This is a genomic window from Exiguobacterium algae (assembly GCF_018617875.1).
GTDB classification, from domain to species: Bacteria; Bacillota; Bacilli; order Exiguobacteriales; family Exiguobacteriaceae; genus Exiguobacterium; species Exiguobacterium algae.
The window spans coordinates 86094-112087 of record NZ_JACSKZ010000004.1; the positions used below are offsets into that span (position 1 = coordinate 86094).

Here is a 25994-nt window from a genome sequence, read left to right on the forward strand (position 1 = left end):
ACTGATCAAGTCAGTTTCTATCGAATCGTAAGTCGATATAGTTGATCGTCTTCAGAACTTGGGTTCCCGCGACCGTCTGTGTTATTCGAAATGAAATACAATGAATCTTCTTCCAGCCACACATCCCGAATTCGCCCGACATCTTCGACGAGCGTCGTCACTTCTTTTGACTGCCGGTTAATTGCGACGAGTTGATTATGCCGCAGTGTCGCCATATACACGTATTCCTCATCCGCCGCAATGCCGGAAGGTGCCCACGACGTCTCACCAACCTCAAACCACGGGATGACCAATCCTTCTTTCGTTTGATCCCCTTCAATGAGCGGCCATCCATAGTTCTGTCCTTCTCTGATGACATTCACTTCATCATGCCCCGTGTCTCCATGTTCACTAGCATACAAAGTTTCCCCGACCAAGACGAGCCCTTGCGGATTCCGATGACCGCGAGAGTAAATCCATTCCGTAGGAGTCCCCTCTCCGGACACCGGGATTCTTAAAATTTTTCCTGCTAGCGACGTTTCGTCCTGGGCAAGATTCGGTACGAGCGCATCCCCGGTCGTCACCCAGATCACTTCTCCATCAAGCAACAAACGGCCGCCGTTATGGAAACGCGCGCCGGGAATTCCTTCAATCAGGACGCCCGTCTCTTCGAACCGCTCACCATTCCAAGTCAATTCGACGACCCGATTCTTCACCTGTCCGGAAGCTTCGTACGTATGATAGGCAAACAGTTTCCCCGTATCGTCGAAATCTTCAGAGAGTGCAATTCCAAGGAGACCGCCTTCCCCGACCTCGAGTACCTCTTTGGTCAGGTCGACTTCATGTCTTGTCACTGTCCCCTGATCGGACACACGGGAGATCGTGCCCCCTCGTTCAGACACAAGCCACCCGTCCGAAACTTTCGCAATGGACCAGGGACTATTCAGTTTTTGTGAAATCGACTCGACTTCCCCAATTGCCAACCCGTTCTTCTCAGTCGGCTCTTCCACAGGGGATTGCGACTCTTCCACCGGCTGCCCGTCGTTCGATTGCGGTTCCGTCATCTCCTCATCTGCTGGTTGCGGCGCACATCCAATAAGAAACAAAAGTGAAAGAAACAATGCACTGCGTTTCATCATGGTTCGCCTCCCTTTTCTCCATCATACTGCTAGCTTACGGGTGTTGTGAAGGTTCGGGTGGGCGTGCCGGAAGGCGTAGCGCAATCAAGAAAGCGATCACAGCCGCCAGCATCGCCCCAATGAACACACTGTTCAACCCTGTCGCAATTAATTGTTCCCCTTGCGTCCGCACGGTGAGACTCAACGTCTCCGTGACCGATTGATTAAAGAAATCCTCTAACGCGACACGTTGAAGCGTTTCATTGTTCTTAAAGTCGTTCAGCACGATAAAGTTAAATACCGCACCGAAAACGGCGACACCGAGTGTTTGTCCGACGGTACTTAAAAATGAATTTGTCGCCGTCGCTGTCCCCCGTTGTTTGTAGGAGACAACGGTCTGCAAGACGACAATAAACATCGGTTGAGATAAACCAAAGCCGACTCCGATGATTCCGACGGCCAAGTACACCCAAGCATCCGAGCTATCTTGCGTAAGCAAGGTCAATAGGAAGGTACCGAGAATCAAAAAGCCCATCCCTGTGATCGCACGACGTTTCGGTGACGCGACGCCAAGCGTACGTCCGCCGATAATCGATGTAAACGTCCAAGCCACGGATAGCGGCATCAGCATGAACCCCGCCTCTGTCGCCGTCTTTCCTAATACCGCCTGTGCCCAAATCGGAATATACGCTGACATGGAGACGAGCACCCAGGCGCCGAAAAACACTGCGCCGTTAATGGCTGCGATCGTTGGTTGCTTCAACAGATCCAGCGGTAACAGCGGGGTTTTCGCTCTTCTTTCCAATAGGAAGAAACTTGTGATGAACAAGACACTGCAAAGTCCGCTCACGATAATCGGAGTCGTCCACACGTTCGTTTCACTGTAACTGATTAACGCATACAAGAAAGCGGAGGTTCCTGCCGCAAACAGGAGCGCACCTTTCATATCAATTCGTTCCGCCGTCTCCGTTACCGTCTCTTTATAAAACATCACGATCATGGCAAATGAAAGAAGCGAGAAGGGGACGTTTAGTAAAAAGACGTAACGCCACGAGAGCGTTTCTACTAAAAATCCGCCAATCACCGGACCGAGGACACCAGAAATCCCCCATACCGCACTTAAGATCCCTTGAATTTTCCCTCGTTCTTCATATTTAAATAAATCTCCGATAATCGTCATCGAAATCGGCCATACCGCTCCTGCCCCGAGTCCTTGTAGGGCTCGAAAGACAATCAGTTGCTCCATCGATGTGGAAAGTCCACAAAGTAAAGAGGACAATGTAAAAAGCCCAATTCCAAACAGTAATACACGTTTTCTTCCGAACAGGTCCGCTAACTTCCCATAAATCGGCGTCGATACCGCGGTGAACAACAGGAATGCCGCGAACACCCAACTCACAAGCGTCGCACCATTCAATTCACTCGCAATCACAGGCGTCGCGACCGATACAACCGTCCCTTCGATTGCTGCCAAAAAGGTTGCCAATAATAAGGCAATCGTTACGTTTCTTCTCATCTGCTCCATCCCCCAAAAAAATAGTGGTGTCGGAAGGTTCCGAGCACCACTTCATCTGTATATTATTTTGTGGGAGCGATGTCCATTTGACAAGTCTCTTGTTCTGAACCGAAGAAAAATCGTCTCAGTTCCTCGTATGCCTGTCGCTCATCTTCGACAAGGATTTTACCGGTGATCGTTCCGGCTTCCATCGTCCACACTTCATCAGCTAATAGGGTTGCGACATCGAGTTGGTGTGTTGAAAAAATAATCGTGGCTCCACGGTTCGCCTCGTCGCGCAAGAGATGACGTAAGGTTTGCATCCAGATTGGGTCAAGCCCGTTCGTCGGTTCATCCAGTAACAATACGTCAGGTTGTGTGACAAGTGCTTGGGCGAGCAAGAGACGTTGACGCATCCCTTTGGATAATTCCGACACACGGAGTCGTGAGCGGTCATTGAGCCCTACTCGCGCCAAGTATGTCGAATCAGGTCGCCCACCTTGCAAATACGCATAATAACCAAACGTCTCCTGAACGGTCCACGAGGGGTCGAATGAAAAATCATCCGGCATATAACCGAACGTCGCATTATAGCGACGTCGCTGTTTCGGGGACACTTCTCCGATCAAAACTTCACCGACACTCGGCTGAAGGGTACCGTTCAACACATTGAGCAAGGTCGACTTACCTGCTCCGTTGCTTCCACATAAGGCGATGATTTTGCCCGAAGCAATTTCACCGTCAAAAGGTTGCAGGGACCATTTGTCGCCATAACGTTTTCCTACTTGATTAAATCGAATCATGTCCTTTTCCTCCAAATAGACGTGTTGAGGCAACGACCAGGAACAGAAAACTCATCAGGAGTAAATAAGTCCAGACCAGAGCATGACCAAACGGCTGATGAAACCACGTCAAGTAGTCGATATAAATCGTCCCGAATTGCTCCGGAGAGGACAACGCGACACTCACCCATACACGTAATAAATCAAATCCGTTCAAGAAGAGCGCCATCATCATTCCATTCACTTGCATCCTGTACGGCAACCAAGAAATGGTGGTTACTAAAATCGTCGGCCAAAGGAGAACAAGGACGACCCACGTCATAAAAGCGAGTAATATGGCGCGGAGTCTCGTTTTCCCGACTAGCCCCAGAATCGTGCCGAGAGCAGCCGCATAAAGCGTCAGTCCGTTCACATAGGCGAATAAACCGACCCACGTATCGCGGCTCAAATCGACGACGAGGGATGCAACCGTAAAGGCGAGAAAGGACAAAAGGAGTTGCGTTGCAACGAACGTACTATATCGAAGCCAAATAAGCTTCCAACCGGGGAACGTAAACGTCGATAAAAGTCGAAGACGTTTCGATTCCTGCTCATGTCCCCAATGCAGAGCTGTCGTAAGGAGAATAAACAATGGAAGTAACATGCCGAGCGCAGTAATGAGCGTAGCACTGACGTTTGTATATTCGGCAGCAATCGGTAATGCTTGGCCGAGTCCTCCTAATAATACAAGTACAAGTGTCCATGTGAAGAGGAAGACGTAATTTTCTTTCTGCCGGAGCGCGCGCCCCCACTCCATCCGCCATAAAGTCATCACTTATTGACCTTCTTCAGCGTCCATGTCCATATCGCCGTCTTGCTCCATGTCACTCATCGAGCCTTCTTCGTCCATCTTCATATGATTCATTTCCCCACGTTCCCAGGAGTGATCTTTTAAATCCTCGAAGTCCATGATTGTCCCACCAGTTTCTTCTGCATAATCCTCAGCGTCAGCTTCTTTCGCAAAAGAGACGATGTTATAAGCCATCGGTGTTTTTGATTCTTTATCGTAAACGAAGATCGCCTCGTCCAGTTCGACCCACGCCTTCGTATTAAAATCTTTTACGTACATGGCGGCAATCTCGTCTTCTTTTTGTTCCGGGTACCAGTCGCGCATCAAGCAACCGATGTCGTCAAACGCATACCCTTTTTCATTATCCATGATTGCTTCGGCGGCGAACTGTTCATCCATCACTTTCATTTTGCACACTTCACACTCTGTTTCGCCCCATTCGATATCGAACGGTTCTGCCGCTGCGCTTGAACAAGCGCCTAAAGCCAAAGTTAGTCCTGTCACTGTCATGAGTCCTGCTACTGTTTTATAAGATTTCATTTTGCTTCCTCCCAAAATTCCAAATCAATAAGATCACGAGTAAAATCGCACCTTGTTTAATCGAACCGTTCCATTCCCAACGACCTTCAGAAATGCGCGGCGCCTCATCTGTCAGCGATACATCGTCCGGACTCCGTAAGATGGTTTCCAGCATCACGAGACCTGGAGACCCGTACAGCAGTTCAAACGCTTCGTATGTATCCGTTAATGTGAACAGATAAGGGTCAGCACGAAATGGAATCTCACTTAATCCATCTCCATCCACATCGAGCGTTCTCCCGCCCCAAACATTCGCTTGCACCACGTTGTTGGCCGATTCGAACATCGTTACCGGGTATCGATTTCCCATCATATTGTTTTGAAGTATCGTCATATCATTTGCTTGCTTGAATCGTAATCCGATTTGATTCCCGTTTATGTCATTCCGTTGTAGCGTTGTCCATTCTGATTGTTCCGCATAAATTCCAATCCGGTTTCCACGAATCTCCGTCATATCGATTGTCGTCCCGACCGCCTCATATAACATGAGTCCCATCGCCGTTCCACCGATTTGGTCATGCACTTGACCGTTTTTAAAAACCACTTGATCCGTTCCCATAATCATGGCCCCGGTCCCGTTATGGTGAAGCTGTGGAAAAGAGATGGTCACATCCGTCGGAAACATTAAATGAATCCCGTATCTGGAATGGGACACGACAGGGCGAATCAATGTATGGTGCGAACCCTGTTCGATATAAATCCCATCCCGGACGTTTTCAACGACCACACCTTTTAATTCCGCTGCCTCACTATTAAATAAGGCGACGCCCTCTTTCGTCCCATCCCCTTCAATGTTGGTCCGCAGGATGCGCACCCCGTAACTATCCTCCACTTGGATTCCGACACCGGAAGCTTGAATGGATATGTCGAGAATTTGATGCCCCAGTCCAGACACTTGGATAGCCGGTACCTCTTCACCTGCACATTGTTCGATTGTTACATGTTCCAGAAGTGTCCCGGTCCCCCGCATGATGAAAGCGGGATGCCCACAACTTTCATACGTTCGACCTTCACCATCGAACGTTTCATTCGATTCAAGGATGATCGGTTTTTCTAAAGAAACCGGTTGCTCCTCTGCCTCCACCGCCCCGGTGAATCCGACTAGAAATAAGATGATAATAAATCGTTTCATGCCCCCTCCTTTTGACCAACGCTTACAATCCTCATTTTACGAAAACCCCTCGGGGTATGTGTGTGCTTTCCATGGGATTCCTGTGACAGTTTCTTCATAAAAAAAACACAAGTGGCGAAGGGGTCGTTTCGCCACTTGTGTATCGATTATTTCGCTTTATCCTGCCATACTTTTGTGAAGTCCTGAAGCATTTCTTCACCTGTTTTTTGGTTGCCGACATAGGCTTGCATTAATGCACCGTATTCGTTAACCGCTCCATCTGGATACTTGAACCAGTTCCAAGAGATTGTCTTGCCTTCGTTCGAATAAGCCAAGATGTCTTCAGCAAGTGGTCCGAGATCGTTTGCTTCGATCGACTTGAATGCAGGGATGAACTTGAACTTGTTCACCATGTAGTCTTTCCCAGTGTCAGATGTCGCCATCCACTCTAAGAAGTCTTTTGCTTCTTCTTTATACTTCGAGTTTTTGTTCACGACCCAGTTGTTCGGAACCCCTACAGGGAGGCGATCCATTTTTTCTTTGTCGTCGTTGATTGGGATTGGAACGAAGCCCATCTCCATATCCGGGTTCACGTCGAGGATCATTTGCTGTGCCCAGTTTCCTTGCTGGAGCATCGCTGTCTCACCTTGAGCAAACTGTGTGACTTGTGTATTGTAGTCCGTCGTCAACGGGTTTTTGTTTCCATACTTGATTGTCAAATCGAATAATTTCAAGAAGTCTTGGAATTGTTCGTTGTCTTCAAACTTCGCTTTGTTTTCATTCAATGCTTGAATGAACGCATCCGGATCGTCCTGCTGTGCCATCGGGATGTTCAACAAGTGGATACCGAGAATCCAGAACTCTGCGTAACCGACAGAGAATGGTGTGATTCCGGCTTTATCCAATTTCTCAGCCGCATCCGTCAACTCAGACAATGTTTTCGGCAATTCACTGATTCCTGCTTTTTCGAATAACGCTTTGTTGTAAATGAAGCCGTAACCTTCAAGGTTCATCGGCATACCATACAATTTGCCATCCATCGTCATCGGTTCTTTTGCGACCTCAGTTAAGTCACCAACCCATTTCTCGTCTGACAAATCTTCCAACTTATCTTTCCAAGTTTGGGCTTCCGTGAAACCACCGTTGTTGAAGATATCCGGTTCATTGCCTGAAGCGAATTGCGATTTAAGAGCCGCACCATAGTCCGCTCCACCGCCGACTGTTTGCACTGTCACTTTGACGCCTGTTTCTTCCTCATATTCTTTCGCCATCGCTTCAAGATCTTTTGCGATCTCCGCTTTGAATTGGAAGACGTTCAATGTCACGTCTTTTTTGTCGTCGTTGTTTGAGTTTCCGTCAGACGACCCTTCATCTGTCAGTGACCCGCCTCCGCAAGCTGCTAAAGATAAGACCATCCCCGCTGTCATAACAGCTGTAGCTAATTTCCACTTCCGTTTCATTTCATTTCCTCCCTTGATCTGATCCATTCATTACAGTTTCACTTTAAATGAAAACGCTTCCATCATGTAGGTGTCAAAATTGACGAATAGGGTGGAAAATGTTGCACAGAAAAACAGGACCCGTAGTTTAGGGTCCTGCTCGCGTTTCTTCTATATAGTATTACAACAAGCTGATTCCAGCCTCCTCACACGCCTGCATGACCGCCTCTGGCCATACGGATGTTTGAACTTCACCGATATGACGCGCACGGAGTAAGTACATTGCCATACGGGACTCACCGATTCCGCCACCAATTGTGAGAGGCAGCTTGCCCTCTAAAATCGCTTTGTGGAAAGGATACGCCCGTTTCTCTTCAGCACCTGCTTTGATCAACTGTTCTTCAAGCGCTGTTTCATCGACACGGATCCCCATCGATGAGAGCTCAAACGCCGTTTCCAATGCTGGATGCCAGACGAGAATATCTCCGTTGAGCGACCAGTCATCGTAGTCCGCCGCACGCCCATCATGCTTCATTCCCGAGGCGAGCAAGTCCCCGATCTGTGAGATGAAGACCGCGCCATACTCTTTACAGATTGCATGCTCACGTTCTTTCGGCGTCAGGGCCGGATAGCTATCCTCGAGTTCCTGGCTCGTGATGAAATGAATCGTCGGCGGTAACATGGCTTTGATCCCGAATGATGCTTCGACAGCCGATTCAGTTTCCCGGATCGCCTCATAGATCGAGCGAACCGTTGTTTTCAAATAATCGATTGTTCGATCTTCACGCGCGATGACACGCTCCCAATCCCATTGATCGACAAACAGTGAGTGCGTCGCATCCAACTCTTCATCCCTGCGAATCGCACGCATTTGCGTATATAAACCTTCACCTACACCAAAGTCATAACGTCCGAGTGCTTCCCGTTTCCATTTGGCAAGGGATTGAACGATTTCAAGTTCATGTCCCGGGTACATCGTGTCGAACTGGATGATGCGCTCGACACCGTTCAAATGGTCGTTCACACCGCTCGCCGACTCCACGAAGAGTGGGGCTTGAACCTGGGTAAGTTCGAGCTTGGTGCTGAACTTGTCCTCAAATAATGCTTTTACCGCTGCGATTGTTTGCTGTCTTTCTTTCATCGTGCTTGTTGCTGTTGTCATTTTCCGTTTCCTCCAATTGTGGAATATTTGAAAATGAAGCCATGAAAAAAAGCCCTCCATTCCCATCGAACATGGGACGGAAGACTTCGGTTCCGCGGTGCCACCCAAATTAGTAGACGAATCTACTCACTTTTTCGAGACAATCATCTCGTAACTCCGATAACGGGGAGCGGTCCGGCTACGTCTACTGGCAAAGCGTTCGGGTAGCGACTCCAGGAAGTTTTTCGACGAAGGGTTAAGACCGGGCTCCCACCACCCCCGGATCGCTTGGCTCACTTCCTTCGTGTACTCGTCCTTTCGACGTCGTTCACAATTGAATTGAATTCATTATTAAAAATTTTCAGACTATTGTCAACGGTTTTTTTCAAAAAAATAATCCTCCGTGTAGCGTACGGAGGATTCCCTTGGGAAGGGTTATTTGATCGAACCGCTCGTGATCCCTTTGATGATATGCTTTTGCATACCGAAGAAGAAGACCAGAAGCGGGACGATTCCAAGCACTAAACCAGCTAACGCCAAATCCCATTGTTTCGTGTATTGCCCAAAGAAATAGAACGTCGCGAGCGGAATCGTGCGCAGTTCGATATCTCGCAGGACGAGCGATGGGAGCAGGAAGTCATTCCAAATCCAAAGGCTGTTCAAGATGACGATGGTCACCGTGATCGGTTTTAAGAGCGGGAAGACGATGCGCCAAAACACACCCCATGTCGAGCATCCATCGATGATGGCCGCCTCTTCAATCTCTTCAGGGATCGACTTCATAAACCCGTGGTAAAGGAAAACCGAAATCCCCGATCCGAATCCGAGATACATGATGATCAAGCCCCAATGGCTGTTCATAAGACCAATATCACCTGCCACCCGGACGAGCGGAATCATGATCGATTGGAACGGGATGACCATCGCTGCGACGAACAAGAAGAAAATCAGTGTCGACACCCAATGCTTCGTCCGAACCAATTTCCATGCCGCCATCGAGGTGAAGATGACGATGACGATGTTCGCTCCGGCAGTGATCAGGAGCGAGTTCAGGAAGACGCGACCGAAGTTCATCGCCTCCCACGCTTCCGTATAATTTGACGTCAACCATTCATTCGGTAAGGCGGACGTATTCGTAAAGATTTCTGCCATCGATTTGAACGAGTTGACGACGACATAATAGAATGGCACGAGGTAGAGTAACCCAAGTAAAATGGCGACGAGTTCCACAAGTCCGAGATTCGCTGAATAACGACCGTGCCGTAACGGTTTTTGAGGAAGGACGTTGTTCGGTGTCTCGTCTATTTTAGATTCGAGACGTTCAATTTTTTCCGTCGTCATGCTTCCACCTCCCGTTTTTTCGTGACATATACTTGCGTGACTGTGATTGCGGCCACGACGAGGAAGAAGATGACCGCCTTCGCCGATCCGAGACCATAGTTATTATTCACGAACGATTCTGTGTAAATGTTAAGCGCCAGCATTTCCGTCGATTTAAACGGTCCGCCGTTCGTAAGCGAAAGGTTCGTATCAAACACTTTGAACGACCATGAAATCGTCAGGAACAGACAAATCGTAATCGACGGCATGATCATCGGCAGCGTGATATGACGAAGCATCTTCAACCGGTTCGCCCCATCGATGCGAGCAGCCTCCATCAAGTCGGTCGGTACGTTTTGCAGTGCGGCAATATAGATGACCATGACATATCCCCCACCTTGCCAAATCGCCACGATGACAATTCCCCAAAAAGCCGTTTGTGCGTCCCCGAGCCAGGGTAATTCAAATAGACTCCATCCTGTCAGTGCTCCGATGGATGCGAAGCCTTTCACGTAAATGAATTGCCAAATGAATCCGAGGATCAATCCGCCGATCAAGTTCGGCATGAAGAAAATGGTGCGCAACATATTTCGCGTCTTAATGTTTAACGTCAACAGTAGTGCCAGTGAGAATCCGACGATATTCGTCAGCAGCACGGATACGATCGTATATTTCGTCGTGATCCAGAACGAATCACGGAACTGTTCGTCTTCGAATAGTAATCGATGATAATTGTCGAATCCAACAAAGTTCAACTTTTGAGTTACCCCATTCCAGTCGGTGAAACTGTAGTAAATCCCATTAAAGAACGGAATGAGTACAATTACGATGAACGCTAATAACGCAGGACCTACAAACGCGATAAAGCTCGCTGGTTTTCTCCAATTGCGTCTACGCGATTTTCGTTTTGATGTTTCTGTCATGTATATCGCCTCCACTATCAATGTATCGGTTCCGACCTTAAATGAAAACGGATACATTTGACGGAAAGGGTGGAAAATATTGAACTGAATTAATGAATTCTTCTCGGTCATGCGTTATGATAAACTCAATGACAATACGAACGAGTGGCACACAATGGTTATTTCTACACTCTTTCGACCAGAAAAAGCGAACAAAAGAATACATTAGACAAAAAATGTTCGAAAATGGAGGGACTTTTGCATGACGACAACGAAGCCATTATCCGACCTAACGATTGCCCAACAAGCGGAAACATTACCAATCAAACAAATCGGAGAAAAACTCGGACTACAGGAAGAGGACCTTGACCTTTACGGAAAGTACAAAGCCAAACTTTCTTTTGACGTACTCGAACGGGTCAAAACAAACGAAGACGGAAAGCTCGTTCTCGTCACCGCGATCAATCCGACCCCGGCTGGAGAAGGAAAATCGACAGTTACTGTAGGGCTTGGACAAGCTTTGAACCAACTGAACAAACAAGCAATCGTCTGTCTACGTGAGCCATCCCTCGGCCCGACCATGGGATTAAAAGGTGGAGCGGCTGGCGGCGGGTTCAGTCAAGTGCTGCCGATGGAAGACATCAACCTGCATTTTACTGGTGATATGCATGCCATCACGTCGGCCCACAACACGATCAGTGCGATGTTAGACAATCACCTTCATCAAGGCAATGATTTAGGGATTGATGTGCGCCGGATCGTTTGGAAACGCGTGCTTGATTTGAATGACCGCGCCTTGCGCCATGTAACGGTCGGCCTCGGTGGCACCGCGCACGGCATCCCTCGTGAAGATGGCTTTGATATCACGGTCGCATCTGAAATTATGGCGATCCTTTGTCTCGCCGATTCGTTGTCGGACCTCGAGGAGCGGATCAAGCGTATCGTCGTGGCCTATGACCATCAAAACGAACCGATCACCGCTGAACAAATCGGAGCAGCCGGCGCAGCGACCCTCTTGTTGAAAGAAGCGTTCAAACCGAACCTCGTTCAAACACTCGAGCAGACTCCTGCGCTTGTCCACGGGGGACCATTTGCGAACATCGCCCACGGTTGTAACTCGTTGATTGCGACGAAAACCGCATTGAAGCTCGGGGAATATGTCGTCACCGAAGCTGGTTTTGGGGCAGATCTCGGGGCTGAGAAATTCTGTCACATCAAGTCACGTGTCGGGGAGTTAAATCCTGATGCGGTTGTACTGGTTGCGACAGTGCGAGCATTAAAAATGCACGGCGGCGTTCCGAAAGACAAGCTCCATGTGGAAGACATCGAAGCGGTAACAGAGGGGCTTAAATTACTAGCCAAACACGTTGACACGATGAAAAAACTCGGTCTTCCGACTGTTGTCGCATTGAACCGCTTCAACTCAGATACAGAAGAAGAATTGTCTACCGTCCTCAATTGGTGTGCCTCAAACAAAATCCGCGCCTCCCTCAGCGAAGTCTGGGCAAGCGGCGGACTCGGGGGACAAAGCCTGGCTGAAGCCGTCATCGATGCGGTCGAGTCAAACGAAAGTCAGTTGACACCACTTTATGAGTTGACGGACACGATTGAGCAAAAAATTACAACGATCGCGCGCGAAGTATATGGAGCTGCCGATGTAAACTTCACTCCAAAGGCGAAGAAACAAATGAAAGATATTCAGGCAAACGGCTGGGCGGATCTGCCGATTTGTATGGCGAAAACACCATTCTCATTATCTGATGATCCGACTAAATTCGGTTATCAACAAGGATTCACGATCACAGTCCGTGAGTTGAAACCGTCTGTCGGTGCCGGATTCCTTGTCGCCCTAACCGGAAATGTTTTAACCATGCCAGGCTTGCCAAAGCAACCGGCTGCCTTGAACATGGGGATTGATACGACCGGAAAGGCGATTGGACTCTTTTAAACATTGGAGGGAATGTTCGTGGATGAAATGAAACTGATTTATCCGGATGGGTACGAGACAGATGTAATGTTCATGAGGGCTGAACATCCGATAGGGAATATATTCCTGTTTCACGGGATGTTGGAACATTATCGAAGATATATTGAATTCGCTCATTTTCTTACAGAAAATGGATTTAACGTGTATGCCTGCGACTTGAGAGGGGCAGGTCCGGCCTCTCACGAGCAAGACTATTACGGTCACCTCGAGCCTGAAGAAGGGTTTCAACAAATGGTCGAGGATGCCCAGTATTTCATAAATCAGTTTCAAGACGAGCTACCGACGTTCGTGCTTGGTCACAGCTTCGGATCGTTGCTTGCCCGTCGCCTCGGACAAGTGATGGGACAAGTTCTGGCGGGGGTCATCGCCGTCTCGCCCCCTCCCCATTCCGGAGTAGCCGGCTTGTTAGGACATTCCGCCATTTCCACCGCATTGAAACGAAAAGGCAGCACCCATCGCTCAAAATTATTCGAACGTCTTTTGTTCGGTCGATACAATCTGAAGTTCCTGCCGGCAAGGACGAGCAGCGATTGGATTTCCAGCTCTCCCGAAGAAGTCGACGCCTATCTAACAGATCAGCATTGCGGCGGCCTTCCTACCCTCGGCTATTTGTATGAAGTGACGAAAGCTTCGCTCGACGTCACCACGTCCGCCCGCATTCACGAGCACCCGAGAGAGGTCCCGATTTTGTTTGTCGTCGGTGCGGAAGACCCTGTTATTTTTGACGGGGAACGGCTAAAGGGCATCATCAAAAAATACCAGGCCGCCGATGTAGAGATCTGCGTCTCTTCATATGATGGTGCGAGACATGAAGTATTGCGCGAAGAGCAGCGTGAACAGGTATGGGCTGATATCTCATTGTGGCTCGAACAAACTTCAAACCAATAAATGGTCTAACCTCCTTTTTAAAGGAGGTTTTTATTTTGCCATTTTCATACAGACCGCTCAACCATTTACCTCTTTTGAAAATCTTCTTCTTCTTTCCATTTTTTAAGTAAGTTATACTTAGACCGCAATCATTATTTCTCAAACATTGAAGCAACCGAAAGGGGTAACATATTGAAACACACACTCTCACGATTCGGTGTGGCGGCTCTTGTATCCAGTACGATTTTAAGCACACTTGCCCCCATCCAATCATACGCAGCAACATATGCAGGAACGGTGAACACGCCCATCCTAAACGTTCGTTCAGATACTTCTACAACTTCAGACATCGTCGGAAAGTTAACGGAAGGGACAACAGTTGACGTTTATTCGGTCAATGACGATTGGGCGCAAATTGAATTCGAGGGACAAAAACGCTACGTCTCTTCGACTTACTTGACTGTCGATACGACTACACCATCAGTAGAGCTTTACGTCGCGGACACTGACGTCAATTTACGGTCATCTATGTCAACTACATCGTCAGTAGTGACGGTCGTACCAGAAGATGCAATTGTGACATTCGTCTCTGCACACGGGGCGACGGATTCTTGGTTTAAAGTGACTTATGGCACCTACACCGGCTATGTCGCCGCTCGCTACTTCAATTCAATCAGTACTTCATTTTATGCGAAAGATACCTCTGTCCTTTACGACCAGACCGGGACAGGCGCTTCAAAAATCGCTACCATCCCCGCTGGTGCAAAAGTGACGTATTTAGATTCATTAGGCGCAACCGGTTCTTGGTTTAAAATCGAATATGGTTCTCTCGTCGGTTATGCGCCGGCCCGCAATTTTTCGAGTACTTTGTTAACTGCTCAAGCAACGACAGCTTATTATGCGACTCGAAACGCCGCGCTTTATGATCGTTCCGGCACGGGCGCTACGAAAATTGCCACGATCCCACTCGGCGCCCAGGTACAACGCATTTATGTGAACGGGCTGGCTACCTCGTGGTTCAAAGTTCAATACGGAAACATCACAGGTTATGCTTCGGCCCGAAACTTCTCTACGACAAAACCGGAAACTGTAGTCAAGACGACATACTACGCGGTTCGAGATTTAGTCATGTACGAGTCTTCAGCATCTGGTGCAGCACGTCTGCGTACGATTAAAGAAGGCACGAAAGTCTCGCAAATCTCTGACAGTAACCTGTCGGATTCTTGGTTTAAAATTGAATATGATGGACTTACCGGTTACGCGGCTGCTCGCCACTTCTCCACAAATCCGCCTGAGGTGATTACGGTGACACCGTATTATGCATCAACAAATGTGGCAATGTATGACTCATCCGCTTCCGGAGCAACAAAAATCGAGACGATTCCACTCGGCGCAAAAGTCGAGCAAATCTCACAAAGCGGGTTATCCGATTCATGGTTCAAAGTAAAATACAATGGGAAAACGGGTTATGCCGGCTCACGCCACTTCTCGACCACCCCACCAGAGGTGATCACCATCACACCATATTACGCGACGACGAACGTGGCGATGTACGATTCTTCTGCCGCAGGGGCGACGAAAATCGATACGATCCCGTTCGGTGCGAAAGTCGAGCAAATCTCACAAAGCGGATTGGCCGATTCATGGTTTAAAGTGAAATATGACGGAAAGACAGGCTACGCAGGTTCAAGTCACTTCTCGCTCAAAAATCCGGATGTCATCGTACGATCAGACTATTACGCTACACGAGACATCGTTCTCTATGACCGTTCTGATGCGAACAAAGCAAAAATCGCTGTCATTCCTTACGGCACGAAAGTTGTACAAGTATCCGAATACGGTTTATCGAGCACACTCTTTAAAATTGAGTATGGCACTTTCACAGGTTATGCAACGGCAGAGTACTTCTCGAAAACGCAACCGCCGAGCGAACGGTATGATACCGAACGTCAGGTAAGAATAGAAGTAGACGGGGGCGGTCCGCTCAACGTTCGTTCAACGCCAGAAATATTAACAACAAACAAGGTCGGATCCCTCGATACCGGAACACTGGTCAACGTGAAACCGATCATCGGTTCGGCTTGGGGACTGTTGACGAGCGGAACTTACGCCGGAAACTACATTCATCTAGGCTACACTGTAACCGTTCCGACGACGCCTCCGGCCACAGAAATCACAAAAGTCGTGAACTATACAAGTTATCCGATGACGGTACAGGCGATGGCAGATCGACAAGAGGCCGAATTTGCTCAAACAGACTTTCATCTGTACGATCCTGCCTACTTGCCACGGGCTTGGGTATCGGTCAGCGGCGAGACTGGAACAATCGTCAAACCGGAGCTAAAGGTCGTCTCCGGGTTAGGCACCGCATTAAAAATGTCAGCTTCTTCAAGTGCCGCAACGCTTATAACCGTTCCTTCCGGGGGTACCGTATCTTACGTGTCTCGCTCAGGCTCTTGGTATAAAGTTAAATATGGCACGATGACCGGCTATGTCACATTCAGTTCAGTTATGGGAACTGCTGAAATTTTAAGCAAGCCTCTCTTATCATCTCACGTGTATGGACTAATCAATCCAGGTGAGCAAGTGAAAATTACCGGACAGGACGGGAACTATTACACGGTTTACTACAAGCGTCCGGCAGGCTACAGTAGACAAATTTATGACTACCAATGGCGACTTGCGTCTCCTGAAGAAATCCTGACGTATGTGGATCCGAGTCGAATCGATCCAAACTCCCGTTCGTTCTATCAGTTCTTAGACTTATCGAAGAGTGCGGGTACGACGGCGACGATCCTGAATAAAATGCTCACGTCAAAAGGATCACTCAGCGGTCTCGGACAGGCATTTGTAGATGCAGGTAAACAGTATGGGATCAATGAAGTGTATTTATTGTCACATGCTCTCCATGAGACCGGGAACGGAACGTCTCTTCTCGCATCAGGCGTACCGGTCGACAAAGATGGAAACGCCTTGATCAACATTTATGGAAATCGTATCTATCCGGAACGAGAAGTCGCAGCAACGGTCTATAATATGTACGGCATTCAGGCTGTCGACAGCGATCCGCTCGGACAAGGTGCAAAATACGCATTCCAACAAGGATGGTTCTCACCGAAACAAGCCGTCATCGGCGGTGCGTATTGGATTGGTGCAAGCTACATCAACCACTCAACATACAAACAAAATACGCTGTATAAAATGCGGTTTAACCCAGCTGCTCCTGGAACCCATCAATATGCGACGAATATCGCATGGGCTGCTCTCCAAACGAAACAAATTTATGATGTCTATCAACTTCTTGATGCTTACACGCTCCACTTCGATGTACCGAAGTATCAGTAATCGAAAAGAGACACGCGCCACTCTGGCGTCGTGTCTCTTTTTATACCCATTCGATTGAATCAATCATGGCTTCGATTTCTACTTTCTCATTCGTCACCTGGTCCGCTACATACGTCAAGAACAACAAGCGCGTCCCGTCCGTAAGCGACCAGACGTCTAAATGCATGTCGTCCTCAATGCCGCTCGCGTAAGCCGTCGTCATATTTCCCGACTCATCCGTCACACTCGGGGCGACTTTCACATCAATCGGGAATTCACCCAAAAAGGTATTCAACTCCTGTAAAGCTGCATCTCGAGGAGCTTGAGCTTCCTCTGCCTCATAAATCGAAATTTGGAGGGTACCTTGTGCGTCCGACTCCGTAGAATAAAAACTCACATAGTCTTCTTCCTCACTGTATTCGTAGTGCTCGGGGTAGGACAAACGGAACCACCCGTCGATTTCGTAATCTTTCATGCTGTCTTCTCCTTTACTTGCTTAAATGACAAACCAGTCACCATCCGACCTTGAAGCGCTACTTTCATTCGCTCGGTCACATAAAAGCGCTGGCTATTTAAATCTTGAGCAATCATATGGCCATATAAATTCATTTGGACCGTCTGATTGGATAAAAAGTAGAGCCGTTCCGAATTGATCGGACGATACTCGTTTGAATGTTCAAGGTGTTCAATTTCAAAGCGGCGTAATACGTTCAGGGCACAGTAACGGTCTGTCTTTCCCGTACTCGTGTGAAGTTCAACACGAACAAGCTGGATATCGTAAGGACATAATTTCATAAAAATCGGTCCAACCCGCTCATGGATCAATAAAATCCCCATATCGGTTTCGAGCACGTCCGGTAACGAACTTTCATCTTGGGAAATGCTGAGAACGACATATGGCCGGTCTTTAGGTGCGAGCAATTCGCCTTTATAAAACCGAAAACGCTGTATACCTGTCAATACACGAGCTCGCCATGCGCTCCCACGCGCTTCGGCTTCCAGTCGATATAGCCTCTCCTCACTCACGATTACTCCCCCTTCACTTGTTTAAGTGCATCGATGAACTTTCCCCATTCTAGATTGTCACAAACAATCTTACTTTCCAATCCCCATTCTTCATCAATGGTCAAACGTACCTCGTTCGTTTCTTCATGACGAGTCAGTTGAAGGTCACCAATTTTCACTAGTGTTTTTTCAATTTGGAACGTATCGTTCGGTAATCCGATCCACTTGATCCGCTTTGCCCGTAGAATCACGAACCATCCCTGATCTTGTTTGATTGAAAAAGTCCATCCCCGGAGAGCGATCGTCGATTCTGTTTGTTTGGACTGTTTCATCATTTGAAATCCTTCGCCCAGCAGTTTTAAATAAGATTTACGTTCACTCATACTTGATTTCTCTCCTTTTTTCTATTATCTTCGTTTCAGTGGCGACTTCGCAATAAAAAAAGTTTTTTCAAAAAAGGGTTTGCAATTCGTATCGCATATGCTATTATATTACCGTAACGTTAAACGTTTCGCGGGTGTAGTTTAATGGTAAAACCTCAGCCTTCCAAGCTGATGACGAGGGTTCGATTCCCTTCACCCGCTCCAATTATTTTATTCACTCAATGCGGGTGTAGTTTAATGGTAAAACCTCAGCCTTCCAAGCTGATGACGAGGGTTCGATTCCCTTCACCCGCTCCAATATCGACATATACGCGAGGCGGTCTCGCACACATAAATCGCATGGTTTGAACCTTGCAAAAGCAGAAAGTCAATCGACTTTCTGCTTTTTTTGTTTCGCACCATAATGATTATTCAAAACATAATCGGGAAAAGAAAGAATGATACAGATGACAATCCGAGGAGGAATAACGGTGATTCAAGCGAAACTACAGTCTTTCACCATCTACGAAAGCGCCTTGATGCGAACGACCTCTACATTAATTGAAGCTGACGACTGTCTCATTCTAATCGATCCAAACTGGCTACCTGAAGAAGTCGCTACAATCCGGCGTGATATCGAATTGAAACGCGAAAATAAAGAGTTATATGTCATTTATACCCACCATCATTTCGATCATATCATCGGTGCATATGCTTTCCCTGACGCAACAACCATCGCCTCAAAAGCATTCGTTGAACAGGACTCATCCGAACAATTGGATGAAATCCAAAAGTTCTACGAGCAGTATTACATCAATCGCCCGATACGGAAACCATCAATCGATCTCGTCATCCAACAAGAGGAGACGCTCGAAATCGGTTCGGTTCCCATCACATTTTTCCTGACACCTGGTCACGATGCCACACACATGTCGTTAATGATTGAGCCGATGCATCTATTAATTTGCGGAGATTACGGTTCAAATATTGAACCGCCTTTCATTGAACATGATTCGGCAGCTTATCTTCGGTCCTTGCAAACTCTCCAGACCGCCATATACGAGTACGAAATCCGATGGTTCATTCCAGGTCATGGGGACCTCTGTGATAACCGAAGCGATATGATCAAGCGTCTTAGTGAGGCAGAAGAATACATCCTCGCTCTCCCACACGAACGTCTATGGTCCCCATCTTGGCCGGAACACGATTTTTTTGACCGCGTTCATGAGCGGAATCGCAAAATGGTCGAGCAACAAGAGGCGGATCGTCAAGCTAGACAACAAGACTATTAAAAAAATCGCAACGTCTCCCCAAGACGTTGCGATTTCCCCCTATGTAAACCTATTTCTTTGTGACGCGTTCTGAGCGGACCGTGAACATACGGTCAACTCCATAGACTGTTATCCCTGTAAGAGCTAACAATCCAATCATTGCTGAAGAAAACATTGACCATACCCCCATTGTTCACAGTTTCGTCATAATCACCCCGTGATTTCATTATAGAAGAGTAATTTAAAAAAAGAAAGCGTTTTCTTCAATCTTTTTTCACATTTTAATCTACTAAACACATTGATATTCCTTCCGATATTCTCTACAAACTCCTTACTCGTTTAAACATGTGTACGTTTTGTGGAATGTGGGAATACACTCAGTAAGGATAAAAAGAGACAGAAAGCTGTTCGCCGAGGAGGAAGAGGCATGATTAAGTACGGTACATTGGTAAGGATCGAGGGTAAATATGCCGTATTGAGATGGAATAACGGCTCAAGTTTTATCCCTCGACGGTTCCTGCCATCCGAAGCACGTGTTGGTGATACAATTGTTCGAGATAATCATCATTATTACCTCGAAGAAGACATGACACCTAACTTTGATGCGCTGATTAAACAGCACTATAAAAGTTAAATTCCTTGCCCGAAATGTCGGGCAAGGAATTTTTTATGTTCCTGCTATACAAATCTCAACATGTAAACGATCACATAGGACGTTCGAAATATAGAAACTCGCAATCATGACTATGTAACCACGTGTTCGACTTTCATCCGTTACATTGGATGCTTTTTCATTTTAAAAATAGGTGAATGAAAAATATTTTTGTTACACTTTAGTCGAGCAATCGCTATTCACGTACTCCTCGTTGAGTCATTTACAATCGATCATGGCAAACCTACTGAAAAGTAGCGACGCAAAGCTATAGGGGCTAAAGACAACCTGTCCACGCCAGCCAGTTACCGTTACAAGTACATCTCCTTGTTGACGGAGGTGTACTTTTTTTGAAGAAAGGAGGAAACAAGTGCGCCATTTATTGACTTATGTACTTTTGTTGCTCACAAGTACATTACTCGCAGGATGTGGAGAGGACACCCAAACTAGCTTGCCACAAGAAAACCGAGTAGCTATGTATACAAACGAATCAAACGGAATCACCATTTACGAAAATTCTGAATGGCAGTTCGATTCGGAGAATGTTACGAAAAACCTAAATATCAAACTGAGTCACCCTGAAAAATTAAATGCCCTCATTACAACGGTTACACCTGAAAAAACGTTTACCATGATCAAAGATGAGTTACGTGCAAGTACTGGTGACATTGAAGTAATCGAGGAATCCGACCATACCTTTTCTTTCAAATCAACATTAGAGAATGCAGTTCAAACAGATGTATATTTCAAAACGAACAATGGACGTAAACACGCTCTTATGATTTTTATGTCCCCTGCTTCGACGCACGAAGAAGTTACACCTTACATAGACAGTCTACTGAACCATGTGGAATTTAAAAACGAATAGGAGTGTTTTGAATGAAAAAAGAACTAGTCACTTTAGTATTAGGAACGAGTATGTTCGTCGGAGGCCATGCTTTCGCAGAAGAGGCCGAAACGGTCATTAGCCCTGATTCAGAACTTTATGATACAACGAGAATGATGGAAGAAATCGAATATGAGTTGACAGAAGATGCTAGCGATCGCGCAATCTTACAAGACCAATACGCGACAGAACGACTTGAAGAATCTGAAGTTGCCATTGAAAACGGGGATGTGGAAACGGCAGAAGAATTGCTAGAAGAAGCAAACGAAAGTGCCGAGCAAGCCGACGAAGACTTGACTGAGGCTAGCACTTCAGAAGAAGAGGATGCTGAAGAAGTTGAAGAAATCGAAAAAGAATTTTCGAACAGCATCGAAAAGCACGCCCTCGTTTTAGAAAAATTGTTGGCTCACAAACAACTTTCTGATAAAACGAAATTCGGTATCTCAAACGCCATTAAACAACTCGAGCGAATCATGGAACGTGCTGAGAAGCGTGAAGAGTTAAAAGCTCAATATGCTGCAGGCGAAATTACAGAAGAAGAATTCGAAGCTGGAATGAAAGCGATCGCGAAAAGCTACAAAAAACACGGTCGTATGACAGAAGAAGATTCTACAACAGATGAAGCCACAACAGAAGAATCAGCTGAGACGACAGAAGTAGAAGACATGGATACAGAAGAAGTCGATACTGAAGAAGTCGATACTGATGAAATCACAGAGGATGCGGTAACTGAAGAAGACGTCGAACTCGAGGACGAAGCGTCCACTACAGAAGAAGCAGACCTTGAAGACGAAGAAGAAAAGACAGAGGCTGAAAAGCAAGCCGCACAAGCTGAAAAAGAACGTCAAAAAGAAGCTCGTGAAGCTGAGAAAGAGCGTCGTCAGGAAGCCCGTGAAGCTGAGAAACAACGCCGTGAAGAGGCTCGTGAAGCCGAGAAAGAGCGTCGTCAAGAAGCTCGTGAAGCCGGAAAAAAAGGTAACTCTGAATCAAAAGAAAATAAAAAGAACCGCGACTAATCCATTCAAAAAAGGAGCTTGCTACGAGGCAGGCTCCTTTTATTCTTGAGAAGATTCTCCTGTATGCTGTCGTAGCCACTTCCCATCGACTGGTCCCGTATGTTTCGCCACGATCACCCCGTCGCGATCAATCACATACGTGGTAGGTAGCGCCACAATTCTATACGTTTGTTCAACCGAGCCGGTACGGTCTAATAATATCGGAAACGACGCCGGAACTTCTTCTAAAAACACCTCTACGTCCTCCACTCCACGCCGTTCGTTTTTAGTGACATTTACTCCGAGGACCGGAATGCCTTCCTCTTCCGAAAATGTAATCAGCTCCGGAAACTCCTCACGACACGGCGGGCACCAGGATGCCCAAAAGTTCAATACAATCGTCTCTCCTCTATATTGCGACAAGGCGGTTTCTTCCCCATCAATGGACGCTAATTCAAAGTCGGGTGCTTTTCGCCCCACTTCAAGACCGCCCAACACATCCTCATTCTCCACTTGAGAAGCCGTTTGTTCTGTTTTCAAACTCATCATATATTCTTCATAGCCTTTGTATGCCAAGCCGGCTATGAACAGCAGGAGTAACGTACTGATTAGGATTCTTTGTAAATTCATCATTTACCTCTTGTTTGTTTTACTTAAGATTTCTACACTTAACTTATCACATTTGTCAAAGGAGCGGATGAATTGTGCAACTTCAAAATGATCACGTACGCATCACGTTAAAAGCTCAAGGGGCGGAGATGACGAGTTGGAAAGTGAAGGACACCGAACTATTGTGGCAGGGCGATCCAACCTACTGGGGACGACAAGCCCCTATTCTCTTTCCTATCGTCGGCCGATTACTAGATGACCGCTACCTTTATGAAGGCTCGATTTATTCGATGAGTCAACACGGATTTGCCCGTGATGAATTTTTTGAAATCGAATCAATTTCAGATTCACATGCCCGTTTCATCCTTGAAGATACACCTGAAACACGCACACACTATCCTTTCCCATTCAAATTGACAGTCGAATACCGGTTAGTCGGTGAAGAATTAACCGTGACCTATCATGTCTATAATTCAGGACTGTCTCCTTTACCATTCAGCATCGGTGGTCACCCTGCCTTCAACGTTCCATTTGCCGGCGGTGATTTCGAGGAGTATGTCATTGATTTCGGAGAAACACGTACGCTCGATCGTCTGTTGTTGGATGGTCCCTATTTAACAGGCGCCTATCAACCACTCGGTGAACGCCGGTTCCTGCCTCTTACACGATCGCTTTTTGACTACGATGCGTTAATTTTTGAGAATATCGAGTATGCCGCGATCCGTCATCAACCGACCGGACAAGCAATCGTGATGGAAAGTCCCGGTTTCACCCATTTCGGAGTCTGGTCACCACCGCATAAAGACGCCCCCTTTGTTTGTTTGGAACCATGGTTTGGCCACGCAGACTACAAAGGACATCGAAAAGATTTGTCCCAAAAGGAAGGGATTCAGCTGTTACCCCCGAAAGAATCATTCGAATCCACCTATACACTTTATCTCGAATCATGAAAAAGGCTGGTCGACTCTTGTCGGCCAGCCTTCGATTTATTATTAGAAACGCTCTTCTTGCTCCACTTCATATTCTGAAGGTGGTTTTTTCATGATAATCGCGAGCACAATATAGATTAAGATCCCCGGACCACCCAGTAGGGCAAGCGCGACAAACAACAAGCGCATGATGGTTACATCTACCCCCAAATAACGTCCGAGACCAGAACATACCCCGGCAATCATTTGATTGGACGGGTCTTTATACAGCTTCCGTTCCATATCATCTTCTCCTCAACTTATATTATCGTTGTGGTCGGCGCAATGTCGTTCTACCACCCTGCGCAACCTCTCCACGTCCTTCAAAATCAAGTGCTTCATTAATCGGCGTACTGCCTGATTTGATTTCGATTCGACGACCATATAATCCACGGTTGTCAAGCGCTGCAGCAATGACTGTCGCAACATCCGTTTCTGAGATTGTAGCCCCATCGGCGTCTTTCAAGTCTTCAGACGCTTCAATCGAACCTTTACCTGACTCATCGACAATGGCCACCGGACAAATGATTGTATAGTTCAAACCGCTATGTTCGATGTATTCATCAGCCGCATTGTTTGCTGACAAAAAATTAAAGTGTTCTTTCGGTGCTGCGTTCGGTTGATCTGCACCGTAGGCACTTAAAAGTACTACGTGGCGTACACGTTCTTTTTTCGCTGCATCAATTGCTTTCATGGCCACATTGCGGTCAAGCAGTTCGATTTCCGTACTGGTTCCATCCGCACCTGCAGTAGCAGCAATAATCACAGCGTCTTGCCCCGATGTCGCCTCGTGAATTTTTTTCTCCAGTTCTTTTTCGACATCAACTGTCAACACATGTGCGCCCATTTTCTCATACTCTGGTTGTAGTTCAGGATAACGAATTAAAGCGGTCACTTGATGATTTTTCGCTAAACTTTTTAATACACGTTTACCGATCTTTCCTGTTGCTCCAATGACTAATACTTTCATTCAAATTTCCCTCCTCAAAAGAGTAGTTCATTTGATTAAAATTCCTCTTTAGCCATCGCCTCAAACCCTTTTCTCGAAATTATCTGGTCGTCCCCCAAATTGTTAAATCGAGCGCATCTTGAATTTCTTTCACACTCTCTTCGGCCGGCTGATAATAGTACACGTTATTGATATAAGCATCTTGTCCTTCAACCTGCATCTTGTTCACTTCAGGACTCATGATCATCGTCAACCCAACAGACGCCATCTGTAGCACGTTCATCTCCAGTCCCATCTCCTCTTTCATAAAACGATACGTTGCTGGAATTTTAGTCCATCCAGAGGGGCTTGCGAGCTTCTCAGCTACGGCGGTCATCACCTCGGTTTGACGATTTGACCGCGCTCCGTCCGTATCGGATTTCCGGTGACGTGCATAAGCAAGTGCCATATCTCCATCCATCGCGTAAGAGACACCTTCTGTATACTCATACGTTTGATTGAACCCTTTCTCGCTGAACGTGTGCGTCGCGGTGACATTGACACCTCCAATCAAATCAATGAGTTCCATGAAGGATTCAAATGTGATCACAACTTGACCGTCAATCGTTGCATTCGTTAACCCTTCGACAGCCCCGATTGTACAATCAGCCCCGCCATAGGCGAACGCATGCGTGATTTTGTCTCCTTCCCGCTCCGGTTCACAAGGAATCGCCGTGTACGTATCTCTTGGAATCGATACATTTTGAACGGTACGTGACCGTGGGACAAACTCCATCAATTGAAGAGAATCTGTGCGCGATCCAGACAAAGATTCCCCGACACGGGCGTCACTTCCCATCACCAAGAAGGTGAATGGCGAGGTTGCCAAGTAACCGACGAGAATGAATAAAAGGAGGAACAGCATGAACGCTTTTCCTTTCCATTTTCGCTGACGTTTCACTTTTTCAGGTTTTCGGTCTTCTGCTCCTCTATTGGCGGCAGATGAAGTCCGGTCCGGACGCTGTTCTCGTTTCGGACGCTTTCTTCCTCCACTTTGACCGCGAAACAACGACCGGGCGTTCCCGCGTTTCTTCCGGTATTGATCGGACTCTTTTCTGACAGAGGTTTGATCGATCGTGCCTTCTGGCGATTGGTATGCATCTGGACCCTCTGACGGAGCATCCTCCACGAAAGCTGAATCACCTTCGTTTCCTGGAGCGTCCGATTCTGATGTTTCTTTATATTCTTGATCAAACGCTTGTTCACGTTTCTTTCGTTCGACACGCGAAAGCTTTTGTTCATCCTTCATCTCATATTACCTCAACTTTTCTGATTTTCTTTATTATCATGGACCGTCACGATTCTGACAACGATTCTGCAAAAAATCCGCCTCAAGCATGAGTTGCGTGGGTTGTTTCAAACGAAAAGGGGGAAAGGAATAATAA

Annotated in this window: 25 protein-coding genes, 2 tRNA genes, 1 riboswitch and 1 other annotated feature; of the genes, 10 read left to right on the forward strand and 17 right to left on the reverse strand. The window is 47.0% G+C overall.

Annotated elements, in window-relative coordinates; genetic code table 11:
• Window positions 1-17 precede the first annotated feature (17 nt).
• From KNP03_RS10560 to KNP03_RS10605, 10 genes are all read right to left on the reverse strand, one after another.
• A complete protein-coding gene (locus KNP03_RS10560) occupies window positions 18-1118 on the reverse strand; it encodes a PQQ-dependent sugar dehydrogenase (protein WP_240544576.1) in 1101 nt (366 codons plus the stop codon).
• Between the two features lie 34 nt (window positions 1119-1152).
• A complete protein-coding gene (locus KNP03_RS10565; RefSeq protein WP_214829115.1) occupies window positions 1153-2613 on the reverse strand; it encodes an MDR family MFS transporter in 1461 nt (486 codons plus the stop codon).
• Window positions 2614-2675: 62 nt separating this feature from the next.
• Entirely contained in the window at window positions 2676-3395 is a 720-nt protein-coding gene (locus KNP03_RS10570; protein ID WP_214829117.1) for an ABC transporter ATP-binding protein, read from the reverse strand.
• Complete coding sequence (locus KNP03_RS10575; protein ID WP_214829299.1) at window positions 3382-4185, reverse strand: hypothetical protein; 804 nt, start codon at window positions 4183-4185, stop codon at window positions 3382-3384. Before KNP03_RS10575 ends, KNP03_RS10570 begins: the two co-directional genes overlap by 14 nt.
• A gap of 3 nt (window positions 4186-4188) precedes the next feature.
• Window positions 4189-4743 (reverse strand): nitrous oxide reductase accessory protein NosL, encoded by a 555-nt coding sequence (locus KNP03_RS10580; protein WP_214829119.1) that lies wholly within the window; start codon window positions 4741-4743, stop codon window positions 4189-4191.
• On the reverse strand, window positions 4730-5914 hold the full coding sequence (locus KNP03_RS10585) for a NosD domain-containing protein (RefSeq protein WP_214829122.1): 1185 nt from the start codon (window positions 5912-5914) through the stop codon (window positions 4730-4732). The genes KNP03_RS10580 and KNP03_RS10585 overlap by 14 nt, the downstream gene beginning before the upstream one ends.
• 146 nt (window positions 5915-6060) lie before the next feature.
• Complete coding sequence (locus tag KNP03_RS10590; protein WP_214829123.1) at window positions 6061-7353, reverse strand: ABC transporter substrate-binding protein; 1293 nt, start codon at window positions 7351-7353, stop codon at window positions 6061-6063.
• Between the two features lie 160 nt (window positions 7354-7513).
• Window positions 7514-8494, reverse strand: coding sequence for an aspartate--ammonia ligase (gene asnA / locus KNP03_RS10595; RefSeq protein ID WP_214829124.1), 981 nt, complete (start codon window positions 8492-8494; stop codon window positions 7514-7516).
• Between the two features lie 69 nt (window positions 8495-8563).
• Window positions 8564-8804: a binding site (T-box leader), on the reverse strand.
• A gap of 104 nt (window positions 8805-8908) precedes the next feature.
• The gene (locus KNP03_RS10600) at window positions 8909-9814 is read right to left on the reverse strand and encodes a carbohydrate ABC transporter permease (RefSeq protein WP_214829125.1); all 906 of its coding nucleotides are present in this window, start codon (window positions 9812-9814) and stop codon (window positions 8909-8911) included.
• Window positions 9811-10716 carry a carbohydrate ABC transporter permease gene (locus tag KNP03_RS10605; RefSeq protein ID WP_214829126.1) on the reverse strand — a complete coding sequence of 302 codons (906 nt, stop codon included), beginning with the start codon at window positions 10714-10716 and terminating at the stop codon, window positions 9811-9813. Before KNP03_RS10605 ends, KNP03_RS10600 begins: the two co-directional genes overlap by 4 nt.
• A gap of 241 nt (window positions 10717-10957) precedes the next feature.
• Here KNP03_RS10605 and KNP03_RS10610 point away from each other — a divergent pair, with 241 nt between their 5' ends.
• From KNP03_RS10610 to KNP03_RS10620, 3 genes are all read left to right on the forward strand, one after another.
• Window positions 10958-12643 (forward strand): formate--tetrahydrofolate ligase, encoded by a 1686-nt coding sequence (locus KNP03_RS10610; RefSeq protein WP_214829127.1) that lies wholly within the window; start codon window positions 10958-10960, stop codon window positions 12641-12643.
• 27 nt (window positions 12644-12670) lie between these two features.
• Window positions 12671-13570, forward strand: a complete 900-nt coding sequence (locus tag KNP03_RS10615; RefSeq protein WP_420827886.1) for an alpha/beta fold hydrolase — start codon at window positions 12671-12673, stop codon at window positions 13568-13570.
• 171 nt (window positions 13571-13741) lie between these two features.
• Complete coding sequence (locus KNP03_RS10620) at window positions 13742-16894, forward strand: SH3 domain-containing protein (protein ID WP_214829131.1); 3153 nt, start codon at window positions 13742-13744, stop codon at window positions 16892-16894.
• 40 nt (window positions 16895-16934) lie between these two features.
• Here KNP03_RS10620 and KNP03_RS10625 read toward each other — a convergent pair whose 3' ends face one another.
• The 3 genes from KNP03_RS10625 to KNP03_RS10635 are packed head-to-tail and all read right to left on the reverse strand — an operon-like array spanning window position 16935 to window position 18261.
• Window positions 16935-17348 carry a DUF3805 domain-containing protein gene (locus KNP03_RS10625; RefSeq protein WP_214829133.1) on the reverse strand — a complete coding sequence of 138 codons (414 nt, stop codon included), beginning with the start codon at window positions 17346-17348 and terminating at the stop codon, window positions 16935-16937.
• The gene (locus tag KNP03_RS10630; protein ID WP_338082730.1) at window positions 17345-17899 is read right to left on the reverse strand and encodes a hypothetical protein; all 555 of its coding nucleotides are present in this window, start codon (window positions 17897-17899) and stop codon (window positions 17345-17347) included. The genes KNP03_RS10625 and KNP03_RS10630 overlap by 4 nt, the downstream gene beginning before the upstream one ends.
• A 2-nt stretch (window positions 17900-17901) precedes the next feature.
• On the reverse strand, window positions 17902-18261 hold the full coding sequence (locus KNP03_RS10635) for a hypothetical protein (RefSeq protein WP_214829135.1): 360 nt from the start codon (window positions 18259-18261) through the stop codon (window positions 17902-17904).
• A gap of 130 nt (window positions 18262-18391) precedes the next feature.
• Here KNP03_RS10635 and KNP03_RS10640 point away from each other — a divergent pair.
• The 6 genes from KNP03_RS10640 to KNP03_RS10665 all read left to right on the forward strand — a co-directional run bounded on the left by KNP03_RS10640 (window position 18392) and on the right by KNP03_RS10665 (window position 22065).
• Window positions 18392-18465 (forward strand) — tRNA-Gly (locus KNP03_RS10640).
• A gap of 19 nt (window positions 18466-18484) precedes the next feature.
• Window positions 18485-18558: transfer RNA gene (locus KNP03_RS10645), tRNA-Gly, on the forward strand.
• A 173-nt stretch (window positions 18559-18731) separates the two neighbouring features.
• Window positions 18732-19532 carry an MBL fold metallo-hydrolase gene (locus tag KNP03_RS10650; protein ID WP_214829137.1) on the forward strand — a complete coding sequence of 267 codons (801 nt, stop codon included), beginning with the start codon at window positions 18732-18734 and terminating at the stop codon, window positions 19530-19532.
• Window positions 19533-19938: 406 nt separating this feature from the next.
• A complete protein-coding gene (locus tag KNP03_RS10655) occupies window positions 19939-20145 on the forward strand; it encodes a DUF3006 domain-containing protein (RefSeq protein WP_214829139.1) in 207 nt (68 codons plus the stop codon).
• 245 nt (window positions 20146-20390) lie between these two features.
• Window positions 20391-20476: riboswitch (cyclic di-GMP riboswitch) on the forward strand.
• Between the two features lie 57 nt (window positions 20477-20533).
• Window positions 20534-21031 carry a hypothetical protein gene (locus KNP03_RS10660; protein WP_214829141.1) on the forward strand — a complete coding sequence of 166 codons (498 nt, stop codon included), beginning with the start codon at window positions 20534-20536 and terminating at the stop codon, window positions 21029-21031.
• 11 nt (window positions 21032-21042) lie between these two features.
• Window positions 21043-22065, forward strand: coding sequence for a DUF5667 domain-containing protein (locus KNP03_RS10665; RefSeq protein WP_214829143.1), 1023 nt, complete (start codon window positions 21043-21045; stop codon window positions 22063-22065).
• A gap of 39 nt (window positions 22066-22104) precedes the next feature.
• On the opposite strand, the gene KNP03_RS10670 is transcribed toward KNP03_RS10665, so the two are convergent.
• Complete coding sequence (locus tag KNP03_RS10670; RefSeq protein ID WP_240544577.1) at window positions 22105-22674, reverse strand: TlpA family protein disulfide reductase; 570 nt, start codon at window positions 22672-22674, stop codon at window positions 22105-22107.
• A 74-nt stretch (window positions 22675-22748) separates the two neighbouring features.
• Between KNP03_RS10670 and KNP03_RS10675 the strand changes: the two genes are divergently transcribed.
• A complete protein-coding gene (locus KNP03_RS10675) occupies window positions 22749-23603 on the forward strand; it encodes an aldose 1-epimerase family protein (protein WP_214829147.1) in 855 nt (284 codons plus the stop codon).
• A 42-nt stretch (window positions 23604-23645) separates the two neighbouring features.
• On the opposite strand, the gene KNP03_RS10680 is transcribed toward KNP03_RS10675, so the two are convergent.
• The 3 genes from KNP03_RS10680 to KNP03_RS10690 form a co-directional block, all read right to left on the reverse strand.
• Entirely contained in the window at window positions 23646-23864 is a 219-nt protein-coding gene (locus tag KNP03_RS10680) for a PspC domain-containing protein (RefSeq protein ID WP_214829149.1), read from the reverse strand.
• 22 nt (window positions 23865-23886) lie between these two features.
• Complete coding sequence (locus KNP03_RS10685; protein WP_214829151.1) at window positions 23887-24591, reverse strand: SDR family oxidoreductase; 705 nt, start codon at window positions 24589-24591, stop codon at window positions 23887-23889.
• A 79-nt stretch (window positions 24592-24670) separates the two neighbouring features.
• Window positions 24671-25858, reverse strand: a complete 1188-nt coding sequence (locus tag KNP03_RS10690; protein WP_214829153.1) for an LCP family protein — start codon at window positions 25856-25858, stop codon at window positions 24671-24673.
• Window positions 25859-25994 lie beyond the last annotated feature (136 nt).